This is a genomic window from Picosynechococcus sp. PCC 7117 (assembly GCF_001693275.1).
In the GTDB taxonomy this organism is placed as follows: Bacteria; Cyanobacteriota; Cyanobacteriia; order Cyanobacteriales; family MRBY01; genus MRBY01.
Genome location: NZ_CP016477.1, coordinates 1,950,131 through 1,970,483 on the forward strand (window position 1 = coordinate 1,950,131; position 20,353 = coordinate 1,970,483).

18 protein-coding genes are annotated in these 20,353 nt (G+C 50.7%); 8 read left to right on the forward strand and 10 right to left on the reverse strand.

Features of this window, described 5'->3' with window-relative positions; all coding sequences use genetic code 11:
* Positions 1-134: 134 nt before the first annotated feature.
* Both thiO and AWQ22_RS09430 read left to right on the forward strand, forming a co-directional pair.
* A complete protein-coding gene (gene thiO / locus AWQ22_RS17395) occupies positions 135-2,108 on the forward strand; it encodes a glycine oxidase ThiO (protein ID WP_065711696.1) in 1,974 nt (657 codons plus the stop codon).
* Between the two features lie 180 nt (positions 2,109-2,288).
* Positions 2,289-3,848 carry a ferredoxin--nitrite reductase gene (locus AWQ22_RS09430; RefSeq protein ID WP_065710925.1) on the forward strand — a complete coding sequence of 520 codons (1,560 nt, stop codon included), beginning with the start codon at positions 2,289-2,291 and terminating at the stop codon, positions 3,846-3,848.
* Between the two features lie 111 nt (positions 3,849-3,959).
* On the opposite strand, the gene AWQ22_RS16735 is transcribed toward AWQ22_RS09430, so the two are convergent.
* Entirely contained in the window at positions 3,960-4,109 is a 150-nt protein-coding gene (locus AWQ22_RS16735) for a hypothetical protein (protein WP_157094607.1), read from the reverse strand.
* Between the two features lie 417 nt (positions 4,110-4,526).
* On the opposite strand from AWQ22_RS16735, the gene hemF reads away from it, so the two are divergent.
* The 3 genes from hemF (at position 4,527) to lnt (ending at position 8,186) form a co-directional block, all read left to right on the forward strand.
* On the forward strand, positions 4,527-5,561 hold the full coding sequence (gene hemF, locus AWQ22_RS09435) for an oxygen-dependent coproporphyrinogen oxidase (RefSeq protein WP_065710926.1): 1,035 nt from the start codon (positions 4,527-4,529) through the stop codon (positions 5,559-5,561).
* A 215-nt stretch (positions 5,562-5,776) separates the two neighbouring features.
* On the forward strand, positions 5,777-6,565 hold the full coding sequence (panB, locus tag AWQ22_RS09440; RefSeq protein ID WP_065710927.1) for a 3-methyl-2-oxobutanoate hydroxymethyltransferase: 789 nt from the start codon (positions 5,777-5,779) through the stop codon (positions 6,563-6,565).
* A 28-nt stretch (positions 6,566-6,593) separates the two neighbouring features.
* On the forward strand, positions 6,594-8,186 hold the full coding sequence (lnt, locus tag AWQ22_RS09445) for an apolipoprotein N-acyltransferase (RefSeq protein ID WP_157094608.1): 1,593 nt from the start codon (positions 6,594-6,596) through the stop codon (positions 8,184-8,186).
* A 96-nt stretch (positions 8,187-8,282) separates the two neighbouring features.
* Here lnt and AWQ22_RS09450 read toward each other — a convergent pair whose 3' ends face one another.
* The 3 genes from AWQ22_RS09450 to AWQ22_RS09460 all read right to left on the reverse strand — a co-directional run bounded on the left by AWQ22_RS09450 (position 8,283) and on the right by AWQ22_RS09460 (position 10,782).
* Positions 8,283-8,624 (reverse strand): DUF760 domain-containing protein, encoded by a 342-nt coding sequence (locus AWQ22_RS09450; RefSeq protein WP_065710929.1) that lies wholly within the window; start codon positions 8,622-8,624, stop codon positions 8,283-8,285.
* Between the two features lie 186 nt (positions 8,625-8,810).
* Positions 8,811-9,767, reverse strand: a complete 957-nt coding sequence (locus AWQ22_RS09455; protein ID WP_012307443.1) for an RNA polymerase sigma factor, RpoD/SigA family — start codon at positions 9,765-9,767, stop codon at positions 8,811-8,813.
* 307 nt (positions 9,768-10,074) lie between these two features.
* Complete coding sequence (locus tag AWQ22_RS09460; protein WP_030006384.1) at positions 10,075-10,782, reverse strand: TerC family protein; 708 nt, start codon at positions 10,780-10,782, stop codon at positions 10,075-10,077.
* 283 nt (positions 10,783-11,065) lie between these two features.
* Here AWQ22_RS09460 and psaM point away from each other — a divergent pair, with 283 nt between their 5' ends.
* On the forward strand, positions 11,066-11,161 hold the full coding sequence (gene psaM / locus AWQ22_RS09465) for a photosystem I reaction center subunit XII (RefSeq protein WP_012307445.1): 96 nt from the start codon (positions 11,066-11,068) through the stop codon (positions 11,159-11,161).
* 67 nt (positions 11,162-11,228) lie between these two features.
* Here psaM and AWQ22_RS09470 read toward each other — a convergent pair whose 3' ends face one another.
* Both AWQ22_RS09470 and AWQ22_RS09475 read right to left on the reverse strand, forming a co-directional pair.
* The gene (locus tag AWQ22_RS09470) at positions 11,229-11,966 is read right to left on the reverse strand and encodes a 2-phosphosulfolactate phosphatase family protein (RefSeq protein WP_065710930.1); all 738 of its coding nucleotides are present in this window, start codon (positions 11,964-11,966) and stop codon (positions 11,229-11,231) included.
* A gap of 163 nt (positions 11,967-12,129) precedes the next feature.
* On the reverse strand, positions 12,130-12,555 hold the full coding sequence (locus tag AWQ22_RS09475) for a Fur family transcriptional regulator (RefSeq protein WP_030006386.1): 426 nt from the start codon (positions 12,553-12,555) through the stop codon (positions 12,130-12,132).
* A gap of 646 nt (positions 12,556-13,201) precedes the next feature.
* On the opposite strand from AWQ22_RS09475, the gene AWQ22_RS09480 reads away from it, so the two are divergent.
* Positions 13,202-14,419: an ABC transporter substrate-binding protein gene (locus AWQ22_RS09480; protein ID WP_065710931.1), complete on the forward strand. Its 1,218-nt coding sequence runs from the start codon at positions 13,202-13,204 to the stop codon at positions 14,417-14,419.
* Positions 14,420-14,713: 294 nt separating this feature from the next.
* On the opposite strand, the gene acs is transcribed toward AWQ22_RS09480, so the two are convergent.
* From acs to AWQ22_RS09495, 3 genes are all read right to left on the reverse strand, one after another.
* Positions 14,714-16,678: an acetate--CoA ligase gene (gene acs, locus AWQ22_RS09485; RefSeq protein WP_065710932.1), complete on the reverse strand. Its 1,965-nt coding sequence runs from the start codon at positions 16,676-16,678 to the stop codon at positions 14,714-14,716.
* 137 nt (positions 16,679-16,815) lie between these two features.
* Positions 16,816-18,165: a hypothetical protein gene (locus AWQ22_RS09490; RefSeq protein WP_065710933.1), complete on the reverse strand. Its 1,350-nt coding sequence runs from the start codon at positions 18,163-18,165 to the stop codon at positions 16,816-16,818.
* 129 nt (positions 18,166-18,294) lie between these two features.
* Positions 18,295-18,960, reverse strand: coding sequence for a nuclease-related domain-containing protein (locus AWQ22_RS09495; RefSeq protein ID WP_065710934.1), 666 nt, complete (start codon positions 18,958-18,960; stop codon positions 18,295-18,297).
* A 119-nt stretch (positions 18,961-19,079) separates the two neighbouring features.
* Here AWQ22_RS09495 and AWQ22_RS09500 point away from each other — a divergent pair, with 119 nt between their 5' ends.
* The gene (locus AWQ22_RS09500; protein ID WP_065710935.1) at positions 19,080-19,676 is read left to right on the forward strand and encodes a nitroreductase family protein; all 597 of its coding nucleotides are present in this window, start codon (positions 19,080-19,082) and stop codon (positions 19,674-19,676) included.
* Here the strand turns inward: AWQ22_RS09500 and AWQ22_RS09505 are convergent.
* Positions 19,673-20,338, reverse strand: coding sequence for a cytochrome b/b6 domain-containing protein (locus tag AWQ22_RS09505; RefSeq protein ID WP_065710936.1), 666 nt, complete (start codon positions 20,336-20,338; stop codon positions 19,673-19,675). The genes AWQ22_RS09500 and AWQ22_RS09505 overlap by 4 nt on opposite strands.
* Positions 20,339-20,353: the final 15 nt, after the last annotated feature.

Sequence of the window (20,353 nt, forward strand, 5' to 3'; positions counted from 1 at the left end):
ATGTCAGTACCCTAACGTGATATCCCTGCTACTTGGAGTGGGGATTTTTTATTTACAAGTCAAGGTTGCCGCAAAAATCTTGGCCGTTGTAGCTTAAAGGAAGGCACCGGAAGGAATTTAAGGTGATGGAAAAAATGGCACAGCAAGCGGACGTTTTAATTTTAGGAGGCGGGATCATTGGTTTGGCGATCGCCGTCGAATTGCAACAACAGGGTTGTGCCGTGACAATCCTGAATCGAAACTTTACCGAGGCTGCCTGCCATGCCGCTGCCGGAATGCTTGCCCCGGAGGCCGAAGGGTTAACGGGGACAATGCTCGAATTGGGGCAGCGATCACGCAATATGTACGCCGACTGGTGCCGCAAAATTGAACAACTCAGCGGCGTCGATGTGGGTTATTTGCCCTGTGGTATTTTTGCTCCCAAATCCGTTGCGCCGAACCAAACCGTGACCGATAGCGCTTCTGTTTGGCTAAACCGCGCCCAACTGACCCACCATGAACCGGGTTTTGGTGATGGGGTAGTGGGAGCCTGGTGGCACCCTGAAGATGGCCAAGTGGACAACCGTCGTCTGAGCCAAGCCCTACTCCAAGCAGCGCGGGGTCTGGGGGTGGTGATTAAAGAAGGCGTTACTGTTTTGGGTCTCCAACAAATCCAAGGACAGGTGCAAGCGGTGCAGACCGATCAAGGGCTATTCCAAGCGGGCCATTATGTCTTAGCCGCAGGTTCCTGGTCGAGTCAGATTACGCCCCTGCCCGTTTATCCGATTAAAGGGGAAATGATGTCCCTGAGGATGCCGAATCCTGAGGCCCTCCGGCGGGTGATTTTTGGTGATAATCTGTACCTCGTGCCGCGCACCAATGGCACCCTAATCATTGGGGCCACCGCAGAAACTGTACAGTGGCAACCCAACAATACCCCCCAAGGGATCCAAACCCTGCTGAATAAAGCGATTCAACTGTTGCCGAAACTCAAAGATTGGGAAATCACGGAACTCTGGTGGGGTTTTCGGCCCGCAACCCCCGATGAAAAACCGATTCTGGGGGCATCCCCTTGTGAAAATCTTACCTATGCCACGGGCCATTATCGCAATGGCATTTTATTGGCTCCCATCACGGCGAAACTCATTGGCGATCGCCTAATCCGCAACCAAGCAGATCCCCTCCTCCAACATTTTTCTTACCAACGCTTTTTAGATAACCCAACCCATCAACCCATGCAAAACGGTCACAACAGTCAGAATGGTCAAAACGGTTCAATGCCGAGCTTTTTTATCAGCCCCAAAACCACAACTGCAACGCCAAACCCCACGGAAACCCCTGATCAGCTGGTCATTGCCGGTCGTCGCTTTACCTCGCGTTTGATGACAGGAACGGGGAAATATCCCTCAATTGCCGCAATGCAAGCAAGCGTTGAAGCCAGCGGTTGCGAAATTGTCACGGTGGCAGTGCGTCGCGTCCAAACCAAAGCCCCAGGCCATGAAGGACTTGCCGAAGCCCTCGACTGGCAAAAAATTTGGATGTTGCCTAATACGGCGGGCTGTAAAACTGCCGAAGAAGCGATTCGGGTGGCCCGTTTAGGTCGGGAAATGGCCCGTCTGTTAGGCCAAGAAGATAACAACTTTGTCAAATTAGAAGTGATCCCCGATGCCCGCTACCTGCTACCGGATCCCATCGGTACCCTCGAAGCCGCAGCACAATTGGTCAAAGAAGGGTTTGCGGTGCTGCCCTATATCAATGCCGATCCTCTGTTGGCGAAACGCCTAGAGGAAGTGGGCTGTGCCACGGTGATGCCCCTCGGTTCTCCCATTGGGTCTGGCCAGGGGATTCAAAATGAAGCCAACATCAAAATTATTATTGAACAGAGCAAGGTTCCCGTGGTGATTGATGCAGGGATTGGCTCCCCTAGTGAAGCGGCCTACGGGATGGAATTAGGAGCCGATGCGCTACTGGTCAATTCGGCGATCGCCCTCGCTAAAGATCCCGTACAAATGGGTCGAGCCATGGGGTTAGCCACCACTGCCGGCCGCCTCGCTCACCTGGCCGGGCGCATTCCAGTTCAACATATTGCCAGTGCCAGTTCTCCCCAAACTGGACTGGTTAGCACCTAAATTCCTCTTGTCAATTGAATGCGGCGATCGCATCACCAATATTCTGATTTCGCAAAAGCGAGCCAGGCCCGTAGTTAACACTACAAAATCTCCCTGACTGAATGTTTACCTTGGTCAAATCACCCTGGATATCCAGCCGACGCCCATAGCAACATCAGTATTGAAATCAGGATTAACTCCATGACTGACGCCGCCACAATCCAAAAAATCAAACTCACAAAAATCGAACAAGCCAAACAAGCCAAACCCGGCTTAGCGATTAAAGATGAGTTGGCAACCCTGGCCCAGGCTGGCTGGGAAGCCATGGATCAAGATGACTTAATCATTCGTCTTAAATTTCTGGGACTTTTTCACCGACCGGTGACCCCAGGCAAATTTATGCTGCGTCTGCGGACTCCCCACGGCATCCTCAACAGTGCCCAAGTGCGCGCCCTAGCAGAAATTGTGCAACGCTACGGCGAAGACGGGAGTGCCGACATTACAACCCGCCAAAACATCCAATTACGCGGCATTCGACTGGAAGACACCCCAGAGATTTTGACGAAATTAAAGCAAGTGGGCCTCACCACGGTACAGTCTGGCCACGATAACGTGCGCAACATTACAGGGTCTCCCGTCGCCGGTATCGACCCCGAAGAATATTTTGATACCCGAGAACTCGCGGCCCAACTCCAAAATATGATCACCAATTACGGTGAAGGCAGCCTCGAATTTAGTGACCTCCCCCGGAAGTTTAATATCTGCCTAGAAGGAGCGCCGGATAATTCTTCCCACGTAGAAATCAATGACATTGGCTTTGTCCCGGCCTTTAAGGATGGGCAATTTGGTTTCAATGTTCTTGTCGGCGGATATTTTTCTGCCCAGCGACAAGCCGAAGGGATTTCGATTAATGTTTGGGTTCCCCCCAATGAGGCTGTCCTTGCGGTCAGTCGTGGCATTTTAGCGCTATATACCCGCCACAGTGCCGAGGAGGGTCTCCGGGGAAATCGGGCCAAAGCGCGGGTGTTGTGGCTGGTTGAAGCGTGGGGTGTCGATGCTTTCCGGGCGAGATTAGAAGCAGAAATTGGCCAATCTTTAGAACCGGCAGTCCCAGAACACGCCTTAACCATGGATAAGCGAGATCACATCGGTGTCTATGCCCAAAAACAAGCAGGTTATCACTATGTGGGCTTGCATGTCCCCGCCGGACGCTTGACCGCAGAAGACATGTTCGAGGTGGCACGCCTCGCAGAAACCTATGGCAATGGCGAAATTCGGGCCACAGTAGAAGAGAATTTCATTATTCCCTACGTCAAAAGCGAAAACGTTGAGGCGCTACTCCAGGAACCGTTACTAGAAAAATTCTCGGTGAATCCTTCGACCTTGGTACGTTCCTTTGTGTCCTGCACAGGGAATCGCTACTGCAATTTTGCCCTTGTGGAGACGAAGGAACAGGGGTTAGCTTTGGCCCGTGAATTGGATGCCGAATTAGATATTCCCCAACGGGTACGGATGCACTGGACTGGCTGCCCAAATTCCTGTGGTCAAGCCCAGGTGGGTGATATCGGCTTTATCGGGTCTAAAGCGAAAGTTGATGGGGCAATTGTCGAAGCGGTCAATGTGCTCACTGGGGGAACGGTCGGTAACCAGGCGAGCCTCGGTGCGCCGGTAGCTCAGAAAGTGCCTTGTGGGGACACCCTCAAGGCAACTGTGAAGAATATTTTAATCGAACAGTTTGGAGCAACGCCGAAGTCGGAGTAGGCTGAAGTCCTTCTAATTTTGCTTTAATCTTAAAAACTTACAAAAATCCCACAGAGTCACTGACGGATTCTGTGGGATTTTTGCTGGATGGAATTTGTTGGAACGAGGAGACTAAATTTTTTCACTGACCCAGATTCGATAGAGCTTACCATTCGCATCTGTTAACCAGTGGGCCACGAGGCGGGTCGGCACATTTCGATCTGTTTTGAGGGGAAAAGGGATCGAAGTTTGGGGGGTGGTTGGATTAGCAACATGATGCATTGTTCAAATCTCCTGGACACGCCAATAGGTAATGAAAGGATTAAGTCATAATTTACTTTTTCTTAACCTTAGTTTTAGTATACACCGAAGCTTTTGGGAGATTTCCTTTGTATCAGGGTTTTAAAACGGAAAAGTCCGTAAGGATATAGTTAATCTATTCTTAACCTTAGAGCGGGATTGGGGGCGATCGCCTTGCCTCTGGGGATAGCCTCAGGCGACGAATTCACGGGAGGCAGCTTTTTAATTATTCGTTACAAACTTCATGAAAAATCACATTCACCGAGGCCGAAAACGTGCCAATTCAGGTTAGTCTGGAATACTAGTTTGACCTGTGTCGACCTAAAGAAGCCTTGTAACATCAGCCTTTGGGCCATCAGGTAAACCCTTTTAATAAATAAAACTTCTTCCCACGCAACCATGACAGCTTTGCAAACAGAATCCACCAATGCCAGCCTCGCTAAGCCTGTGCCCCCTAGTGATTCCAAAGAACGGGTGAGCCAGTTTATGCAGCAAATCCAGGACAAAATTTGTCAGGGATTAGAGGTGGCCGATGGAAAAGGAAAATTCCAGGAAGATTCTTGGCAGCGCCAGGAGGGCGGCGGCGGTCGTTCCCGGGTAATGCGTGAGGGGAATGTCCTCGAACAGGGAGGGGTCAACTTCTCTGAGGTGTGGGGCGATCAATTGCCGCCTTCGATTTTGAAGCAGCGCCCTGAAGCCGCAGGCCACGGGTTTTATGCCACAGGCACATCAATGGTTTTGCATCCCCGAAATCCTTATATCCCAACGGTTCACCTCAACTATCGCTATTTTGAAGCTGGCCCCGTCTGGTGGTTTGGCGGTGGTGCAGATTTGACGCCCTACTATCCTTTTGCTGAGGATGCGGCTCATTTCCACAAAACCTACCAAGCCGCCTGCGATCGCCACCACAAGGAGTATTACAACGTCTTTAAGCGCTGGTGTGATGAATATTTCTACCTGAAGCACCGGGACGAAACCCGTGGGGTCGGTGGTTTGTTCTTCGACTATCAAGATGGTACCGGAGAACTGTATAAAGGCCCCCATCCCGATAAAGCTGCCGCTGCCTACAGTAAGGATTTAGGGGAACAGCCCCAGCGCAGTTGGGAAGATCTTTTTGCGTTTGTGCAAGACTGTGGTGGTTCCTTCCTCGATTCCTATGTGCCGATCATTGAACGGCGACGCAACACAGAATATGGCGATCGCGAACGGCAATTCCAGCTTTACCGCCGGGGCCGCTACGTCGAATTTAACCTCGTCTATGACCGGGGGACTATTTTTGGCTTGCAGACCAATGGCCGTACCGAATCGATTTTGATGTCTTTACCGCCCCTAGTGCGTTGGGAATATAGCTACAGTCCTGAGCCTGGTACCCCAGAGGCAGAACTCTATGAACGGTTCCTCAAGCCCCAAGACTGGGCCAACTGGCAAGCTTAAATAGATCTCTTATAAAAAGATCTAAGGCGAAAATTGAAACGATCGCCGGGGAAAATCTGGGGTCATGGACGCCGGAATTTCCCCAGAATTTTGATTTGGGGCATAATAGCTCAGGTATTACCGGAAAAGTCCCAACACCATCGGCTGTAGCTAAAGCTGCTTTGGGGTGTTGTTCACTAGCCCGGTCAGCTTTATTGTGCCCTAGAGAACGATTGATGCGGGTTACACCGAGAACACTACAAAACTATAAAAAAACGGCACGACCCATCGTGACCCTGACAGCCTGGGACTATGTGATCGCCCGCTTAGTCGATCAAGCTGGGGTCGATGTCATTCTAGTGGGGGACTCCCTCGCGATGGTGGCCCTCGGCTATGAAAATACGCTGCCTGTGACCTTAGAGGCGATGATTCACCATACCCAGGCCGTTTGTCGGGGGGTTAAAAATGCCCTCGTGGTCAGTGATCTTCCTTTTTTAACCTACCAAGAAAGCCTCTCCCAGGCGATCCATACGGCGGGTCGAATTCTCAAGGAAACCACCGCCCAGGCGATCAAACTGGAAGGGGGACACCCAGCGATGGCCGAAACGGTGGAACGTCTCACTCGCTTAGGCGTACCGGTGATGGGTCATGTGGGTCTCACTCCCCAATCGGTGCATACCCTGGGTTATCGGCAACAGGGCAATACGGAACTAGAAGCGACACGGGTAATCCAAGAGGCGATCGCCCTCGAACAGGCCGGGGCCTTTGCGGTGGTCTTAGAACATATTCCAGCAACCCTGGCACAGACGATTACCGAAAAACTGACAATTCCGACCATTGGCATCGGCGCGGGACGCCATTGTGATGGGCAAGTGCTGGTAACGGCGGATCTTTTGGGCCTCAGTGAAAAAGCGCCCCCCTTTGCCAAACAATATTTAGACTTAGACAATCTGATTACCAACGCAGTCCAACGCTATAGCGATGATGTTCGTACGCAGCAGTTTCCGCCCCATCTGGGCTCTTAGATTTCTCGTATTAGGGGCAGGGGTACTGATGGGCATGGCCTCGGCCCCCGTCGAAGCTTGGTATCTCGCTTGGATCGCCCTGATCCCCCTCTGGATCTATCTTGGGCGATCGCCCCAAAGGACTAAGTCATCCCCGTCTGCTCAAGGTCGTAAAGGTCTACGGGCGATGCGTAATTTTTACCAGAGATACAAACAGCCCCTCTGGTTGAGTTTTTATTGGGGTTTGGGGTACCAGGGTTTTACGCTGTTTTGGATTACGGGGATTCACCCGATGACCTGGATGGGGGTTCCTTGGTTGTGGAGTTTGGCGATCGCCATTCTTTGCTGGATCATAATCACCCTGTGGGGGGCGGGCATCCCGGTGCTCTGGGCGTTAGGGATGGTTTGTTTCGAGGAATTTCGTGCTTCCTTCGGGCCTTTAAGCTTTGCCGGGCGACTTTACCGGGTTGTTTATGGGGCGTCCTTGTGGTGTGTGATCGAATATCTCTGGAGCCAGAGTGATCTCTTTTGGCATTTCCTCGCCTTTAGCCAGAGTCCCCATAATTTAGCGATTTTACAATTGGCTCAACTGTCGGGATTTACCACCATTTCTTGGCTCATTGTGTTGGTGAATGGCTGTCTTGCGGAGGCCTGTTTCGATGCGACTGGGACTGTGCGCTTCCACCGTTGCAGTGGTCTGTTGGGGGGACTCACCCTAATTCTTCTGGGTAGTGCTCACCTGATTGGCTGGTCGCTACTGCAGACAACGCCCGTTACCAGCGATCGCCCTGCCCAAATCGGCATTATTCAGGGGAATATTCCCAACGAAATTAAACTTTACCAAGATGGTAATCAGTTGGCGATCGCCAATTATCGCGCGGGCTATGAAACCCTTGCCCAACAGCCCCTAGACTTGATTATCACCCCGGAGACAGCCTTACCCTTTCGCATTGAACAAATTCTCCAGGCAACCTTTTGGCCCCGCCTGATCCGCACAGAAAACGTCCCCCTTGTCCTGGGGGCTTTTGGTAGTGAAGCAAATAACTTTACCAACAGCCTATTTACCCTGAATCGCCAAGGCTACGTATTCAGCCGCTACAACAAACAGCGCCTCGTGCCCCTGGGGGAATATATTCCCTTTGAAGCTGTCCTGGGGAAGATTATTAACCGCCTGTCGCCCCTTGATGCTCACCTGGTGCGGGGCCAAAACCCAGCAGTGATGCAAACCCCCCTCGGCCCAGCCACCGTCGCTATTTGTTATGAATCTGCCTATCCAGAACATTTCCGTCGCCAAACCGCCGCCGGGGGAGAATTTATCATTGTGGCCTCCAATGACGCCCACTACAGTGAAACCATGCCAGCCCAACACCATGCCCTCGATGTGATGCAGGCGATCGCCAATGGTCGCTGGTTAGTGCGGGCTAACAATACGGGTCATTCGGGCGTGATTGACCCCACCGGAAAAACTTTGTGGTTATCTTCCCTAAATGAATTTGTCACCTACAGCGCACAAATATATTTAAGCGATAAAAAAACACCCTATGTCCACTGGGGAAATTGGCTCGTTAAAGGCCAAGGTTTATTTCTATTAGGAACGGGTTTGTCTGGATATATTAGCTACGCTCACAGAGCCAGGGTTTAAATTACTTATGCAGATAAATAAACAATAAAAAAGGGGAGGCTTTCCCCTTGAAGTTTCCTGAATTTTACAGCCTAAATTATTGCCAGAGAATAAACTTTAATCGGGTAAATTAAGGTCTTGCTCCTGGAGCGCTTTTTCGATCTGAAACCGTTGCTCGGCGTTACGGATAAAGTAGCCGCCCATCATTGCCGAGGCCAACAGTTGACCAAGCTGTTCGCGACTCATATTGACCGATACGTTAAATCCATCGGCGTGGGATAAAACCCCCAATAACCCAACAATATTACGCTCAATCACTTGATTAACCGCCGGAGATTGGGGCTTTGACATATGGGCAATCATTTCTGGAGACAAAGACTGGACATAATGCCAAAGCTCGTCTGAACCTTGTTGTTTGTTACCTGTGAGACCATAAAAACTTTGGGCTTCGTTATTCACCAGTCTTTCCTCCTAGATGCTCAATGGAAGTGATGGGTTGAATCACTGTGTTTTGATGCAATACTAACTAAGGCTAATGTAACAACTTATTGACAACCTAGAGGGGAGTGTAACCGAACTTTTGCGGTGGCATTTTTACGATTTTCTCCCCCTAGGTGATCGCCAAATTATCCTTTGACTGGGAAATCAACTGGCTAAATATTCACCCATTTCCGCTTTTCGTTTGCGGAGTTTCGCAAGGGCTTCCCGTTCAATTTGACGTACCCGCTCCCGGCTGATGCTCAGGTGTTCGCCGATTTTTGCGAGGGTGTGGGGCGTCCCATCCCGGAGACCAAAGCGGAGGGTTAAAACTTCCTGTTGTTGGGCGGTCAAATCATTTAGCATCCGCGCCAAATCCCGTTTTAGAGCCGCATGGGTCGCGTAGTCGTCGGGGGTTAAGCCATCGTCTTCGAGGAGCTCGATCAGTTCCGTGTCGTTGTTATCGCCAACCCGCAGGTCTAGGGAAAGGGGCTGGCGGGATTTTTCGAGGTAGTCCCTGACTTGCTTGGTGGTTAAACCTAGTTCATCGGCTAGTTCTGGGATTGAGGCAGAACGTCCGTTAGCTTGGGCCAGTTGGCGCTGGGCTTTCTTAATTTTATTGAGCTTTTCGGTGATATGAATCGGGAGGCGAATCGTGCGACTCTTTTCGGCGATCGCCCGGGTGATCGCCTGCCGGATCCACCAGTAAGCATAGGTCGAGAAACGATAACCCTTGGTCGGGTCAAACTTTTCTACCCCCCGTTGCATGCCGATGGTGCCCTCTTGAATCAAATCGAGGAGATCCATATTGCGCTTAATATATTTTTTCGCCACTGAGACCACAAGGCGGAGGTTCGCTTCGACCATTTTTTGTTTTGCCTGCTTCCCTAGGAGGAGTTGCTTTTTCAGCTCCCGCTGGGAAAGGTTCGCTGCCTGGGCCCATTCCTTGAGGCTCGGCTCTTGATCCTGCTTCTCTGCTAATTCGGCTTTAAGCTTCTCTAGGTTGACCATTTTCTGGACACGGCGAGAATAAAGAACTTCCTCTTCGTGGGTTAAAAGGGGAACTCTTCCAATTTCTTTGAGATAGGTACGGACAGGATCGGCGGAGTATTTGGCAGTTTTCATAGGTCAACTCGGCTAGAAAGGACGAAATTTAAAAAATGAAAATAAGAAGCTACTCCCTAGACTGGATTCGCCAGGGCTGCGGAAAAAGTGAGTTGTCCACTAAAGGAAACAGGCAAGGTCTGTACTGACGGAGCAGCGATTTAACCTTGGTGAAAAAACGAGAATCGAAATGCTTAATTTTTATTTATGAATTTATTTTACCAAAAAAATAGAGTTTTATTAAGTTTATTTAATAAATGTAAAGTTGCTGAGAATGACAAATGGGCCGTAGGGGAAACTACGGCGGACTAAGGGATCCAGGCACAAATTAGGGCGATGGCGAGTCCTCTTGGGGGACAAAATCAGGGTTGCGTTTAGAAAATCCCCAAATAAACATGGCGGCGATCGCCGTGATCATCAGCCATTCAGGCATCACAAAACTGGGATAAACCGCCTTAAGGAGGAGACGAACCCCCACAAAGCCCACGGTCACAAAACCCGCATCTTCTAAGTTGGTAAATTCATCGAGCCAGCGGATAAACAGCCCCGCCAGAAAGCGGAGGGTCAGAACGCCAATGGTGCCCCCAAGCACAATCAACCAAATGTCTTCCGCGACGGCGATCGCCGTTGTGACGCTATCGAGGGAAAAGGCTAAATCCGTGACCGCAATCATCGGGATCGCTTGCCAGAGGGACTTGAACTCTAGGCTATGGTGGTGATTTTTATCATCTTCAGGGGAGGTAAAGTAGCGAAAAACCAGCCACAGCAAATACAATGCCCCCAAAAGTTCTACTTGCCAATAATGGATCACCCAGGTTGCCGTGAAAATAAGGGTGATTCTGAGAATGTAAGCCACCATCAAACCAATGTTGAGGGCTTTGCGTTGTTGGGTCGGACTGGCTAACCCCTGGGCGATCGCCGCGAGGGCAATGGCATTATCGGCTGAAAGAACAGCTTCTAGGGCCACCAAAATCACGAGAATGAAAGACGTTTCTAAGCTGAAATGCAACTGGGGATGAAGAATTTGCTCGAGCATGGGAAAAATTCGACACAGTAAACTTTTGAGAACAATTCAAGACAAAAAAAGACCGCCCGTCGGGTTGCTGTGGCGGCAAATGGGTCACCTTAAGGCCATTGTAAACAAACTATCCAGTCAACGGCAGAAACTTCTCAGAATCAAGGTTAAAGCGACGCATTTTTGGTGAATGGGTGAAGGTTGGGGTGATATGTTGCGTCTTGTTACAAAACCTTGGGGAAACCAGAGGCAATATCGCAAATTAAGGGATAAACCTCAGTTTATATTCGGAGTTTTTAAAATTATGGGAATTTCTGATACCCAAGTGTTAGTGGCCCTTGCCATTGCCCTCATTCCTGGTGTTTTGGCTTTCCGGCTCTCCACTGAGCTTTATAAGTAAATTTGTCTAAATCTGCCACAGAAGCAGACTTGGGGGTTCCGTGCGGAACCCTTTTTTCATGGCTCCCTTAATTTTTTTTAGTGGCGAAGGCTTTGAGAACACCCGGCTCTGTTTGAATCGGTAAAACCGCCAGGGTATCACTTTGGGCACAGTAACGAATATCAATTTCATTGTCTAAGCGCAGGAGACGCTGGCCGTGGCTCGCGAGCTTAAAGAGGCCAAATAAATCTTGCTGCCACTGTTGATAAAGGGAAATTGCCCCAATCACTTCGTCATTCCCTAACTGGTCACTGTCTCCATTCCACAGGGCCTTGGCGATCGCCCCAGCACAGACGGTATCTTCGAGGGAATAATCCCCCTGCCAACCGGAACCAACGAACCAAACGGTTTCTGGCTGTTCTGTCTGGAGAAACTTCACCACGCTCTGGCGATTCACTTGGGCTGCGGTAATCACTGTGGACGCTTGCTCAACGCGCTTGAGGGCCCTCGTGCCGTTGGTGGTTGTTAAGAAGAGGCGCTTCCCAGCCACCATTTCTGGGGTGCAACTGCGAGGAGAATTGCCAAGCTCACAACCTTCTACCTGTTGCCCGCCCCGTTCCCCGGCCCGGAGAAAGGGGGTTTGCTGCCAAGTTTCACTAAATTGAAACAGCTCATCGAGGTCAGCAAAGGTTTGTACTGCTTCTGCTCCAGCGTGGAGCGCCGTAGCGATGGTCGTGGTGGCCCGCAGTACGTCAATAACCACAGCACAATCGGGGAGTTGATCCGTTGGCGTCGCCTCAGGCGTGTGATACACAAAAAGTTTCACGCAATAAAATCCTTCCTAACAATCCAGTCTAGATTCCAAAATACCTGATTTGGCGATCGCCCCGGACAAAACCTTCATGAGGTTAAGGGTTCTGACCAAGGCTGCCAAACAGCAAGGATCAACCCAAGCTGGCCGAGGCGAAATCCCAGATTATTTAAACAAGTTAAGCACGGCAGTCCGCACAGAGTCCCTTAACGGTTACTTCATAGCTCTCGGCGGTAACTTGCGTCGCAAACTGACCCAAATCAAAACAACTAAAGGCTTGCCAAGGCAGATCCTGGATGGCCCCGCAGTCTCGACAGACGAAATGGTGGTGCGGATTAACATTGGCGTCATACCGAGTTACGCCTTCATCTAAGAGCACCTCTCGCACAAGATTCACTTCCCGCAAGACCGTCAGGGCACTGTAAACACTGGCCTTAGAAGCAATGGGCAAATCCGCATTCACATCCTCTAGGATCTGTTCTACCGTGGGATGATCCTGCCGACCGAGTAGATTGGCATAAACCGCAAACCGCTGGGGCGTGATGCGCAACCCCTCTTGCTTCATCGTGTTACGAATTTCTGTGGCACTAAAGGCTTGGGACATGGTTTTGGGGGAAGAACAGACGACAAGGAAATAATGGGGGCTATTCTGACGAATGGGCCAAGGTGAAATCAAGGCTTGTTCGTTGCAAAATCAGCGATAAAAGCAATTCTTAAGAATTTTTTCGGATTACGGATAAGAAAAAAATATAGGTTAATAGTTCTTTAATGATCTTAGCACCTTAAATTAAGCTTTACGCCTATCTAGGAGAAAGTTCTATCTTATACCTTTCCCTAAGTAAGAATGAATCCAATCAGATCGAAAACGAATTGACGGCATTCTTTGGTCTCATTATTTGGCTTTGATGACATTTAACGGGCTAAATCTCTACCTCCAGTGATTTCCCTTGGGGCCAAGGGTGGGCAAACAGCACTTGAGTATTTATACTTAATAACAAGCAAAATCGATATTTCTTCGTTGCATATTTTGCTAGTGGAGCTGTCAAACCATGGAACTCAAAAAAGAAATTCAAGAAATCGGGATCATTTCGGGGCTAGCGTTATTGGTGTCTAGTTTTTTCACGGCCCTCGTCTGCCTGTAACGATTCATTAGGAGTTACTGATTCCCCATCGCTGCCAATCAGTTGAAGGAGCATCGAGCTTCGCAGTATTCTGGATGTCTGTTATATGAAGACTCTATAGAAATTTTTATGTTTAAATATCGACGCTTGCTCCAGGGGGCGATCGCCTTTTTGACGGCAGTGCTGGTGATTGCCTGTAATGCCCCATCTCCTCCTACGGATGCCGGTAATAATAATGGCAATCTGGCAGAAATTCCTCTGGGAGTCGCCGTCGCCCAGACCAGTAATGTTGCCCTGTTTGGCCAAGAGCAGATCCTCGGCACCCAGATTGCGGAAACCTACTTCAACGAAAACGGCGGGATCAACGGTAAACCCCTAAAAATCATTCTCCAGGATGTGGCCGCCGATGAGCAGGGCGCCATCAACGCCTTTAATACCCTGATCAACCAAGATAAAGTGGTCGGTATCGTTGGCCCGACCCTTTCCCAACAAGCCTTTGCCGCCGATCCGATCGCCGACCGGGCCCAAGTTCCCGTCCTTGGCCCTTCCAATACCGCCGAAGGAATCCCGCAGATTGGTACATTTATTGGCCGAGTTTCTGCCCCTGTCTCGGTGGTTGCTCCCAATGCCGTAGCCCAAGCCCTGAAGCTCAACCCAGAACTACAGCGCGTTGCGGTTTTCTTCGCCCAAAATGATGCCTTTAGTAAATCAGAGACAGAAACCTTCCAGACGGCTGTGCAAGATTTTGGTCTGGAATTAGTCACGGTACAAAGGTTTCAAACCACCGACACTGATTTTCAAGCCCAGGTGACTGCCGCCCTCAATGTTCAACCAGATCTAGTGATTATTTCGGGGTTAGCAGCCGATGCGGGCAACCTGGTGAAGCAACTGCGAGAATTAGGTTACAACGGCATTATTGTTGGGGGGAACGGCTTAAATACTTCTAATATTTTCCCCGTCTGCCAAGCAAAATGTGATGGGGTGTTGGTGGCCCAAGCCTACAGTGCCGAGTTAGATAATGAGATTAACCGCGCGTTTCGGGACGCCTATTTTCAACAAAACCAAAAAGAGCCGCCCCAATTTAGTGCCCAGGCTTTTACGGCGATCCAAGTTTTTGTTGAAGCCCTCAGCAGCCTCGACGAAAAAACGCCCCTAGAAACTCTTGCTCTACCGGACTTGCGACGACAACTGCGGGACGAAATTTTTGCAGGTACCTACGTCACGCCTTTGGGTGAAATTTCCTTCACAGAGGAAGGGGAAATTGTCCAGAAGGAATTTTTTGTGGCCCAAATTGAAATGGATGAATCGGGTCAACAGGGGCGTTTCGCCTTTATCGAAGGGAACTAGGTCAAAGCAAGCATTCGGAGGGACACCTAATGGAAATTTTCCCTCCGACTCCCCTCAAGAGAAGATACCCTCTGCCCTCTGGACATCTCCCTCAAGGGAAGACACCCTCTGTCCTTTGGACATCTCCCTCAAGGGAAGACACCCTCTGTCCTTTGGACATCTCCCTCAAGGGAAGACACCCTCTGTCCTTTGGACATCTCCCTCAAGGGAAGACACCCTCTGTCCTCTGGACATCTCCCTCAAGGGAAGACACCCTCTGTCCTCTGGACATCTCCCTCAAGGGAGAATGGGGGGTTAGCCCCGGAGTTGATCGAGGACGCTGCGGTCTTCGAGGGTAGAAGTATCGCCCACAATTTCCTGTCCTGCGGCTAGGTTTCGCAACAAACGCCGCATGATTTTCCCAGAACGGGTTTTGGGCATTACATCGGCAAAACGGATTTCTCCCGGACGGGCGATCGCCCCGATTTCCTTCACCACATGGGCCTTCAGTTCCGTGACCAGATCATCACTGGGACTGTAGGTTCCCTCAAGGGTAACAAAGGCAAATACCTCTTCTCCCTTGACTGGATCCGGCTTCCCAACCACTGCCGCTTCGGCGACGGCTGGGTGAGAAACGAGGGCCGATTCTACTTCCATGGTGCCGAGGCGGTGACCAGAAACATTTAGGACATCATCAACACGCCCCATAATCCAGAAATAGCCATCCTGATCCCGGCGTGCCCCATCCCCTGCAAAGTAGAGGTATTGTCCATCTTTTGGGGCGATGTGCTCCCAATAGGTAGACCGGAAACGTTCGGGATTGCCATAAACGGTGCGCATCATCCCAGGCCAGGGTTGTTTCACCACCAGATAGCCGCCCTCGTTGTCGCCGACAGGATTGCCATCGAGATCGACCACTTCCGCCACAATACCGGGGAAGGGGAAAGTTGCGGAACCGGGTTTGGTAGGGGTTGCACCGGGTAAAGGCGTAATCATCACGCCGCCAGTCTCAGTTTGCCACCAAGTATCAACGATGGGACAACGCTCGCCCCCAATCACTCGGTGGTACCACATCCACGCTTCTGGGTTAATCGGTTCACCCACAGTCCCTAAGAGGCGCAGGGAGCTCATATCGTATTGGTTGGGGATGTCTTCGCCCATTTTGATAAAGGCCCGGATCGCCGTGGGAGCTGTGTAGAAAATGGTGACGCCATATTTCTGGATAATTTCCCAATAGCAACCGGGATTAGACGGACGGGGCGCACCTTCGTACATCAAGACCGTTGCGCCGTTAGATAGGGGGCCATAGGTAATGTAACTGTGGCCTGTGATCCAGCCCACATCGGCACCACACCAGTACACATCTTCATCTTTAAGATCAAAAATCCACTTGGTAGTCATGTGAGTGTAGAGGTTATAACCGCCCGTAGTGTGGACAACGCCCTTGGGTTTACCCGTGGTGCCGCTGGTATAGAGGATAAAGAGCATATCTTCAGCATCCATCGGCTCGGCGGGACAGTCAGCGGAGACTTCTTTTTGCAGCTCGTGCCACCAGTGATCCCGCCCGGCTTCCATGTGGACAGGCTCTTTGGTGCGTTGAACGACCAAAACATTCTCAACGCTGGGGGCATGGTGATCGGCGATCGCCGCATCTACTTGATCCTTGAGGGGCACTGCTTTATCTTTGCGGAAGCCCCCGTCGGCGGTGATTACCAGTTTGGCTTCAGCGTCTTCGAGGCGACTGCGGAGGGCTTCGGCACTAAAGCCACCAAATACCACGGTGTGGGGCGCACCAATGCGAGCACAGGCGAGGAGGGCAACAACGGCTTCCGGGATCATTGGCATATAAATCCCGACGCGATCGCCTTTTTTGACGCCCAACTTTTTCATCGCATTGGCAAACTGGCAGACCTCGTGGTGTAGCTGGGCATAGGTGAGGGTACGGGAGTCACCGGGTTCCCCTTCCCAGATGAGGGCGGCTTTATTTTTGCGCCAGGTTTTGAGATGACGGTCGAGGCAATTGTAGGAAATGTTAATTTTCCCGTTGACAAACCATTTGGCGAAGGGCGGTTGCCAATCGAGCACCTTGTCCCATTTCTCAAACCATTCCAATTCCTGCTCGGCGAGTTCCCCCCAAAAGCCTTCGGGGTCATTTTTCGCCCGGTCGTAGAGGGCTTGGTACTGGTCTAAGCTCTTGATGTGGGCCTCGGCAGCAAAGTCTGGTGCAGGCGAAAAAAGGCGCTGCTCCTGGAGGATGGATTCAATGTTTTGTTCGGACATAACAGGGTTATTATCATGGGATTTATTTCACCCCATTGTCCCCCAAGTCCGCCCCATCAGGGGGTCTCGTGCTTAAGCCGTAATGGTTTGCAAGATTTTTGCGCTCAAGTTGATCGAATGTACGCCCCGGATATGACCTAGGGAGATTCTTCTAAAGCGAGCAGGGTTTGCCAAGTGGCGATCGCCTCAGGGAACCATAACCAACTTTGTTCGAGGCGGCGGGGGTTGAGCTGGGAACGATCGAGATCTAGGGCGATCGCCCGGAGTTTTTCGGCTTTCCCCACAAGAATTTCCTGGTCAACGTCGGTGGGTTGCCCTTGGGCCAAATCGTACATACTAATCGCCAGGCCCGCATAAATCTCCGCCTGGAGGACTGGGGGGAAATCCTGGGTCGTTGCCGCTGCTAAGGCTTCATACCAACGATCATTGGCGGCTTCGTAATCTGCATTGAGGTAATGGACAAAACCCAGGGCCATCAAAATTTCGGGGTCGTTGGGCTGTTGGGCTAGGGCCATGTCCCAATTTTCTTGCACCGTGGCGATCGCCGTTGCTTGGGTTGGCGATGGTGGGACGGCAGCCAAGGTTGTTTGCCAAATATAGCGTCCCCGCAAAAAAGCAATGGTTTCATTCTCCGGGGCGATCGCCGGATCAAACAGTAATGGTTGCACCGCACCAAAGGCTTGGCGATCGAGGAGTTCACCGAGGATCATTTCAGCGTTACCCCAATTGTCTTGGTCAATATCTGCCTGGGCCAACTGCACCAAGTCTGCATCAGTGAGCTTTTCTAATTCCTTTTCTGTCAGGCGCGTGATCCCCTCCGTGGTGGTCGGCGTTACAGAAATGTTTTGTAAATGTCGGCCCAATAGAATGCCCCCCAGGGTGAGCATGATGATCAAACCTAACCCTAGGAGGCTACGGGGAAAAGCCAATAGGGAGCGCCAGGAGGGAATCAAGAGCATTCCCCGATGGTCATTCTCAGTATCCGTCTCCGTCTCGGACGGTTCGGGCATATTCGCAAAAATATCTTGGATAAAGGCAACATCCTCTTCGGGTTCTGTTTCTCTCAGCCAAGACAAATCAACCGCTGTATCTAAATTTTCAGAATTGTCGGCACCAATGGCCCTGTCCCGTTGCCGAGAAAAGTGGACTGTGTAATTCTGCGGTTCGATAAACATCGCCTCCCATGGCAGAAACCACAAAATCCCATCCGGTAAGCCCAAATAAACGTGAATGGGAAGATTATCCACTTTGGCGATCGCCACCATGTCCTGCCAATGCTCGTAAATCTCTCCCGTAAAAAGGGCCGTAAACAGCATTTTCCCCCAGGTCTCTAGGGGGTAATTGGCCCAGGTTGCCAGCCAAGCTTCCGGTTGCCAAGTGACCACTGCCACGATGGGTTCCGCACCAGGGGTGATCGCCGAACTCAAACGCAATTGATACTGGTCATGGCCCAGGGCCAAGATAGACAATTGAAAATCGTGGAGCATAAAAAATCTGTCGTGTCCAGGGAGATGCTGTTACCTTGATCGTAAGCGAGTCTGAATTGTTTCTCGATCAAATTTTTGGGAAATGATGTAATTCGCCACCGCCTTGAACGACCACAGCTACCCCAGCGCTCAACCCAATTCCTGCAACTTTGCCACCAAATCCGCTTGGCCAATGACATAAACCCCGCGAATTTTTTTGTGGGAGACGGCCAACTGGGCACGGGTGAATACTAGCAACGGTGTGACAAAATCAAGCTTTTTTTTATCTCGTACCTGGAGCGCCTGCTTCATCACAATTTGTAAGAAATCCTTCTTAAAGCCATAGATCGTGCGTCCCATGCGGCGATGGAGCCGATGATCCTGGAAAATCACCGTGCCTTTATGGGATTTGACATCAATGACGTAGGTTTTTTGCTGGGGCGAAAAGCAAATCACATCGGCATCCCCCAGGCCATCATCAAGGCGCATCCCATATTCAAAAGACCACCCCTGGGGCTCTAGTTCCTGGAGAATTTTGGCGACATTTTCCTCGGCTTTAGCCCCCTGAACGGCACGGTTTGCGGCTTGCCAAAGATCTAAACCCCGGAAAATAAAACCCATTGCCCCAAAGGCGGCGATCGCCACAATGACGATGGCTGCAATAAACCCCAGACCAATCGCCAAGACCGGAAACATGAACACCACCAAGACCGGGAGTCCTCCCGCCGCCAAGAAAGCCCGCCAGGACTGGAGGCGACGTCTAAAGGCTAAGCGACGTACATTTTGACCCGCTGTTCTAGGGGAAGAGGCAACCATAACTAGCCCAGATAAAAGTTAATCCATCAATAATCCACCAAACATCCAACCCAAAAGTCGTTATCCTAAAGCTGGAATTTAGTTTTCTTTCTATTGCCCATTATTCTGTCGTAAGTTCCATGGAAAAACCCGCCCAAACTCAATATCCAATTCACCCCCTACTGCGTCAACGGTTTAGTACGGTCATCTTTGATGGCGATCGCCCCGTCGAAGCAGAAAAAATTGGGAGCTTATTAGAAGCCGCCCGGTGGGCTGCCTCTTGTTTTAATGAACAGCCTTGGCGGTTTTTGGTGGCCACAAAAGCTGATGCTGCTGCCTATGGCAAAATGTTGGACTGCCTGATGGAAACAAACCAGACCTGGGCAAAAAACGCATACATTCTGATGATTTCTGTCGGAAAACAGCGATTTACCCGCAATGATAACCCGAATCCCTACGGAATGTATGATGTGGGCCAAGCCTTGACCAGTTTAACGATCCAAGCTGAAGCCCTCGGTCTGCGGGTACACCAAATGGGCGGTTTCGATAAAGACAAAGCCCGTGACCGCTACAAAATTCCCGCTGGCTTTGAACCGGCCGCTGCCGTGGCCATTGGCTATCCGGGTGATATTACCACAGCACCAGAAGCCCTCCAGGAACGGGAACAGACCCCCCGTAGCCGCAAACCCTTCGCGGAAATTGTCTTTACTGGAACTTGGGAAAATCCCTATTTCTAAAAATTAAACAGGGGCACAACCAAGGCAAAAAGCACCCCTAAACCCACAATGATTTCTAGGGATTTCAGTAACAAGCTCTGTTGCTGCTGGAATCCCTGTAACCAGTTTTTGGGGCGATCGCCTTCCCGTTGCCCCAGACTAACCATCGAAGTTAATAGGGGGACACCTCCAACTTTAATGCCCAAAAGTAAGTGCAGAGCCAGCGCCCCAAACATGACCCCCCAGGCCAACAGATGACCAAGGTAGGCGAAATGATTGAGTTCTCCTGCCGGTAGCCATTCTTCCTTCATCATCCGGCCTGTAATGACGGCTAAGGTTCCCGCCAGCAGCATGCCTGTATTAATCAGTCGATGGGCCGAAACCCACCAAATCGGTTTTCCCAGTTGCTTTAATTGCGTCAGGGAATTCGGCTGCAACAAACGGCGATCGCCCAGACGAAAACTGTACACCGCAAAGAACGGTAGCAATAAAAAGAATGTTAAGGCGATCGTTCCATGGATGCCCTGCATCGCTTCAATCTGCGGCAGACCCAAACGGCCCCAGCGACCATCATAAATGTCGTAAACCCAAAACCCCGTATCTAAAGCCAGCAATACCAGAATCGCCGTTAAACCATGGAGCAAGCGCAATAAAATAGGTTGATACGGTTTAGATTGTGCCATGGCCCCACAATGTCT

Bases quoted from the DNA above. Each gene is read 5' to 3' on its own strand.
- thiO (WP_065711696.1), top strand. From the start codon at position 135: ATGGCACAGCAAGCGGACGTTTTAATTTTAGGAGGCGGGATCATTGGT.
- AWQ22_RS09430 (WP_065710925.1), top strand. From the start codon at position 2,289: ATGACTGACGCCGCCACAATCCAAAAAATCAAACTCACAAAAATCGAA.
- AWQ22_RS16735 (WP_157094607.1), bottom strand. From the start codon at position 4,109: ATGCATCATGTTGCTAATCCAACCACCCCCCAAACTTCGATCCCTTTT.
- hemF (WP_065710926.1), top strand. From the start codon at position 4,527: ATGACAGCTTTGCAAACAGAATCCACCAATGCCAGCCTCGCTAAGCCT.
- panB (WP_065710927.1), top strand. From the start codon at position 5,777: ATGCGGGTTACACCGAGAACACTACAAAACTATAAAAAAACGGCACGA.
- lnt (WP_157094608.1), top strand. From the start codon at position 6,594: ATGGGCATGGCCTCGGCCCCCGTCGAAGCTTGGTATCTCGCTTGGATC.
- AWQ22_RS09455 (WP_012307443.1), bottom strand. From the start codon at position 9,767: ATGAAAACTGCCAAATACTCCGCCGATCCTGTCCGTACCTATCTCAAA.
- AWQ22_RS09460 (WP_030006384.1), bottom strand. From the start codon at position 10,782: ATGCTCGAGCAAATTCTTCATCCCCAGTTGCATTTCAGCTTAGAAACG.
- psaM (WP_012307445.1), top strand. From the start codon at position 11,066: ATGGGAATTTCTGATACCCAAGTGTTAGTGGCCCTTGCCATTGCCCTC.
- AWQ22_RS09475 (WP_030006386.1), bottom strand. From the start codon at position 12,555: ATGTCCCAAGCCTTTAGTGCCACAGAAATTCGTAACACGATGAAGCAA.
- AWQ22_RS09480 (WP_065710931.1), top strand. From the start codon at position 13,202: ATGTTTAAATATCGACGCTTGCTCCAGGGGGCGATCGCCTTTTTGACG.
- acs (WP_065710932.1), bottom strand. From the start codon at position 16,678: ATGTCCGAACAAAACATTGAATCCATCCTCCAGGAGCAGCGCCTTTTT.
- AWQ22_RS09490 (WP_065710933.1), bottom strand. From the start codon at position 18,165: ATGCTCCACGATTTTCAATTGTCTATCTTGGCCCTGGGCCATGACCAG.
- AWQ22_RS09495 (WP_065710934.1), bottom strand. From the start codon at position 18,960: ATGGTTGCCTCTTCCCCTAGAACAGCGGGTCAAAATGTACGTCGCTTA.
- AWQ22_RS09500 (WP_065710935.1), top strand. From the start codon at position 19,080: ATGGAAAAACCCGCCCAAACTCAATATCCAATTCACCCCCTACTGCGT.
- AWQ22_RS09505 (WP_065710936.1), bottom strand. From the start codon at position 20,338: ATGGCACAATCTAAACCGTATCAACCTATTTTATTGCGCTTGCTCCAT.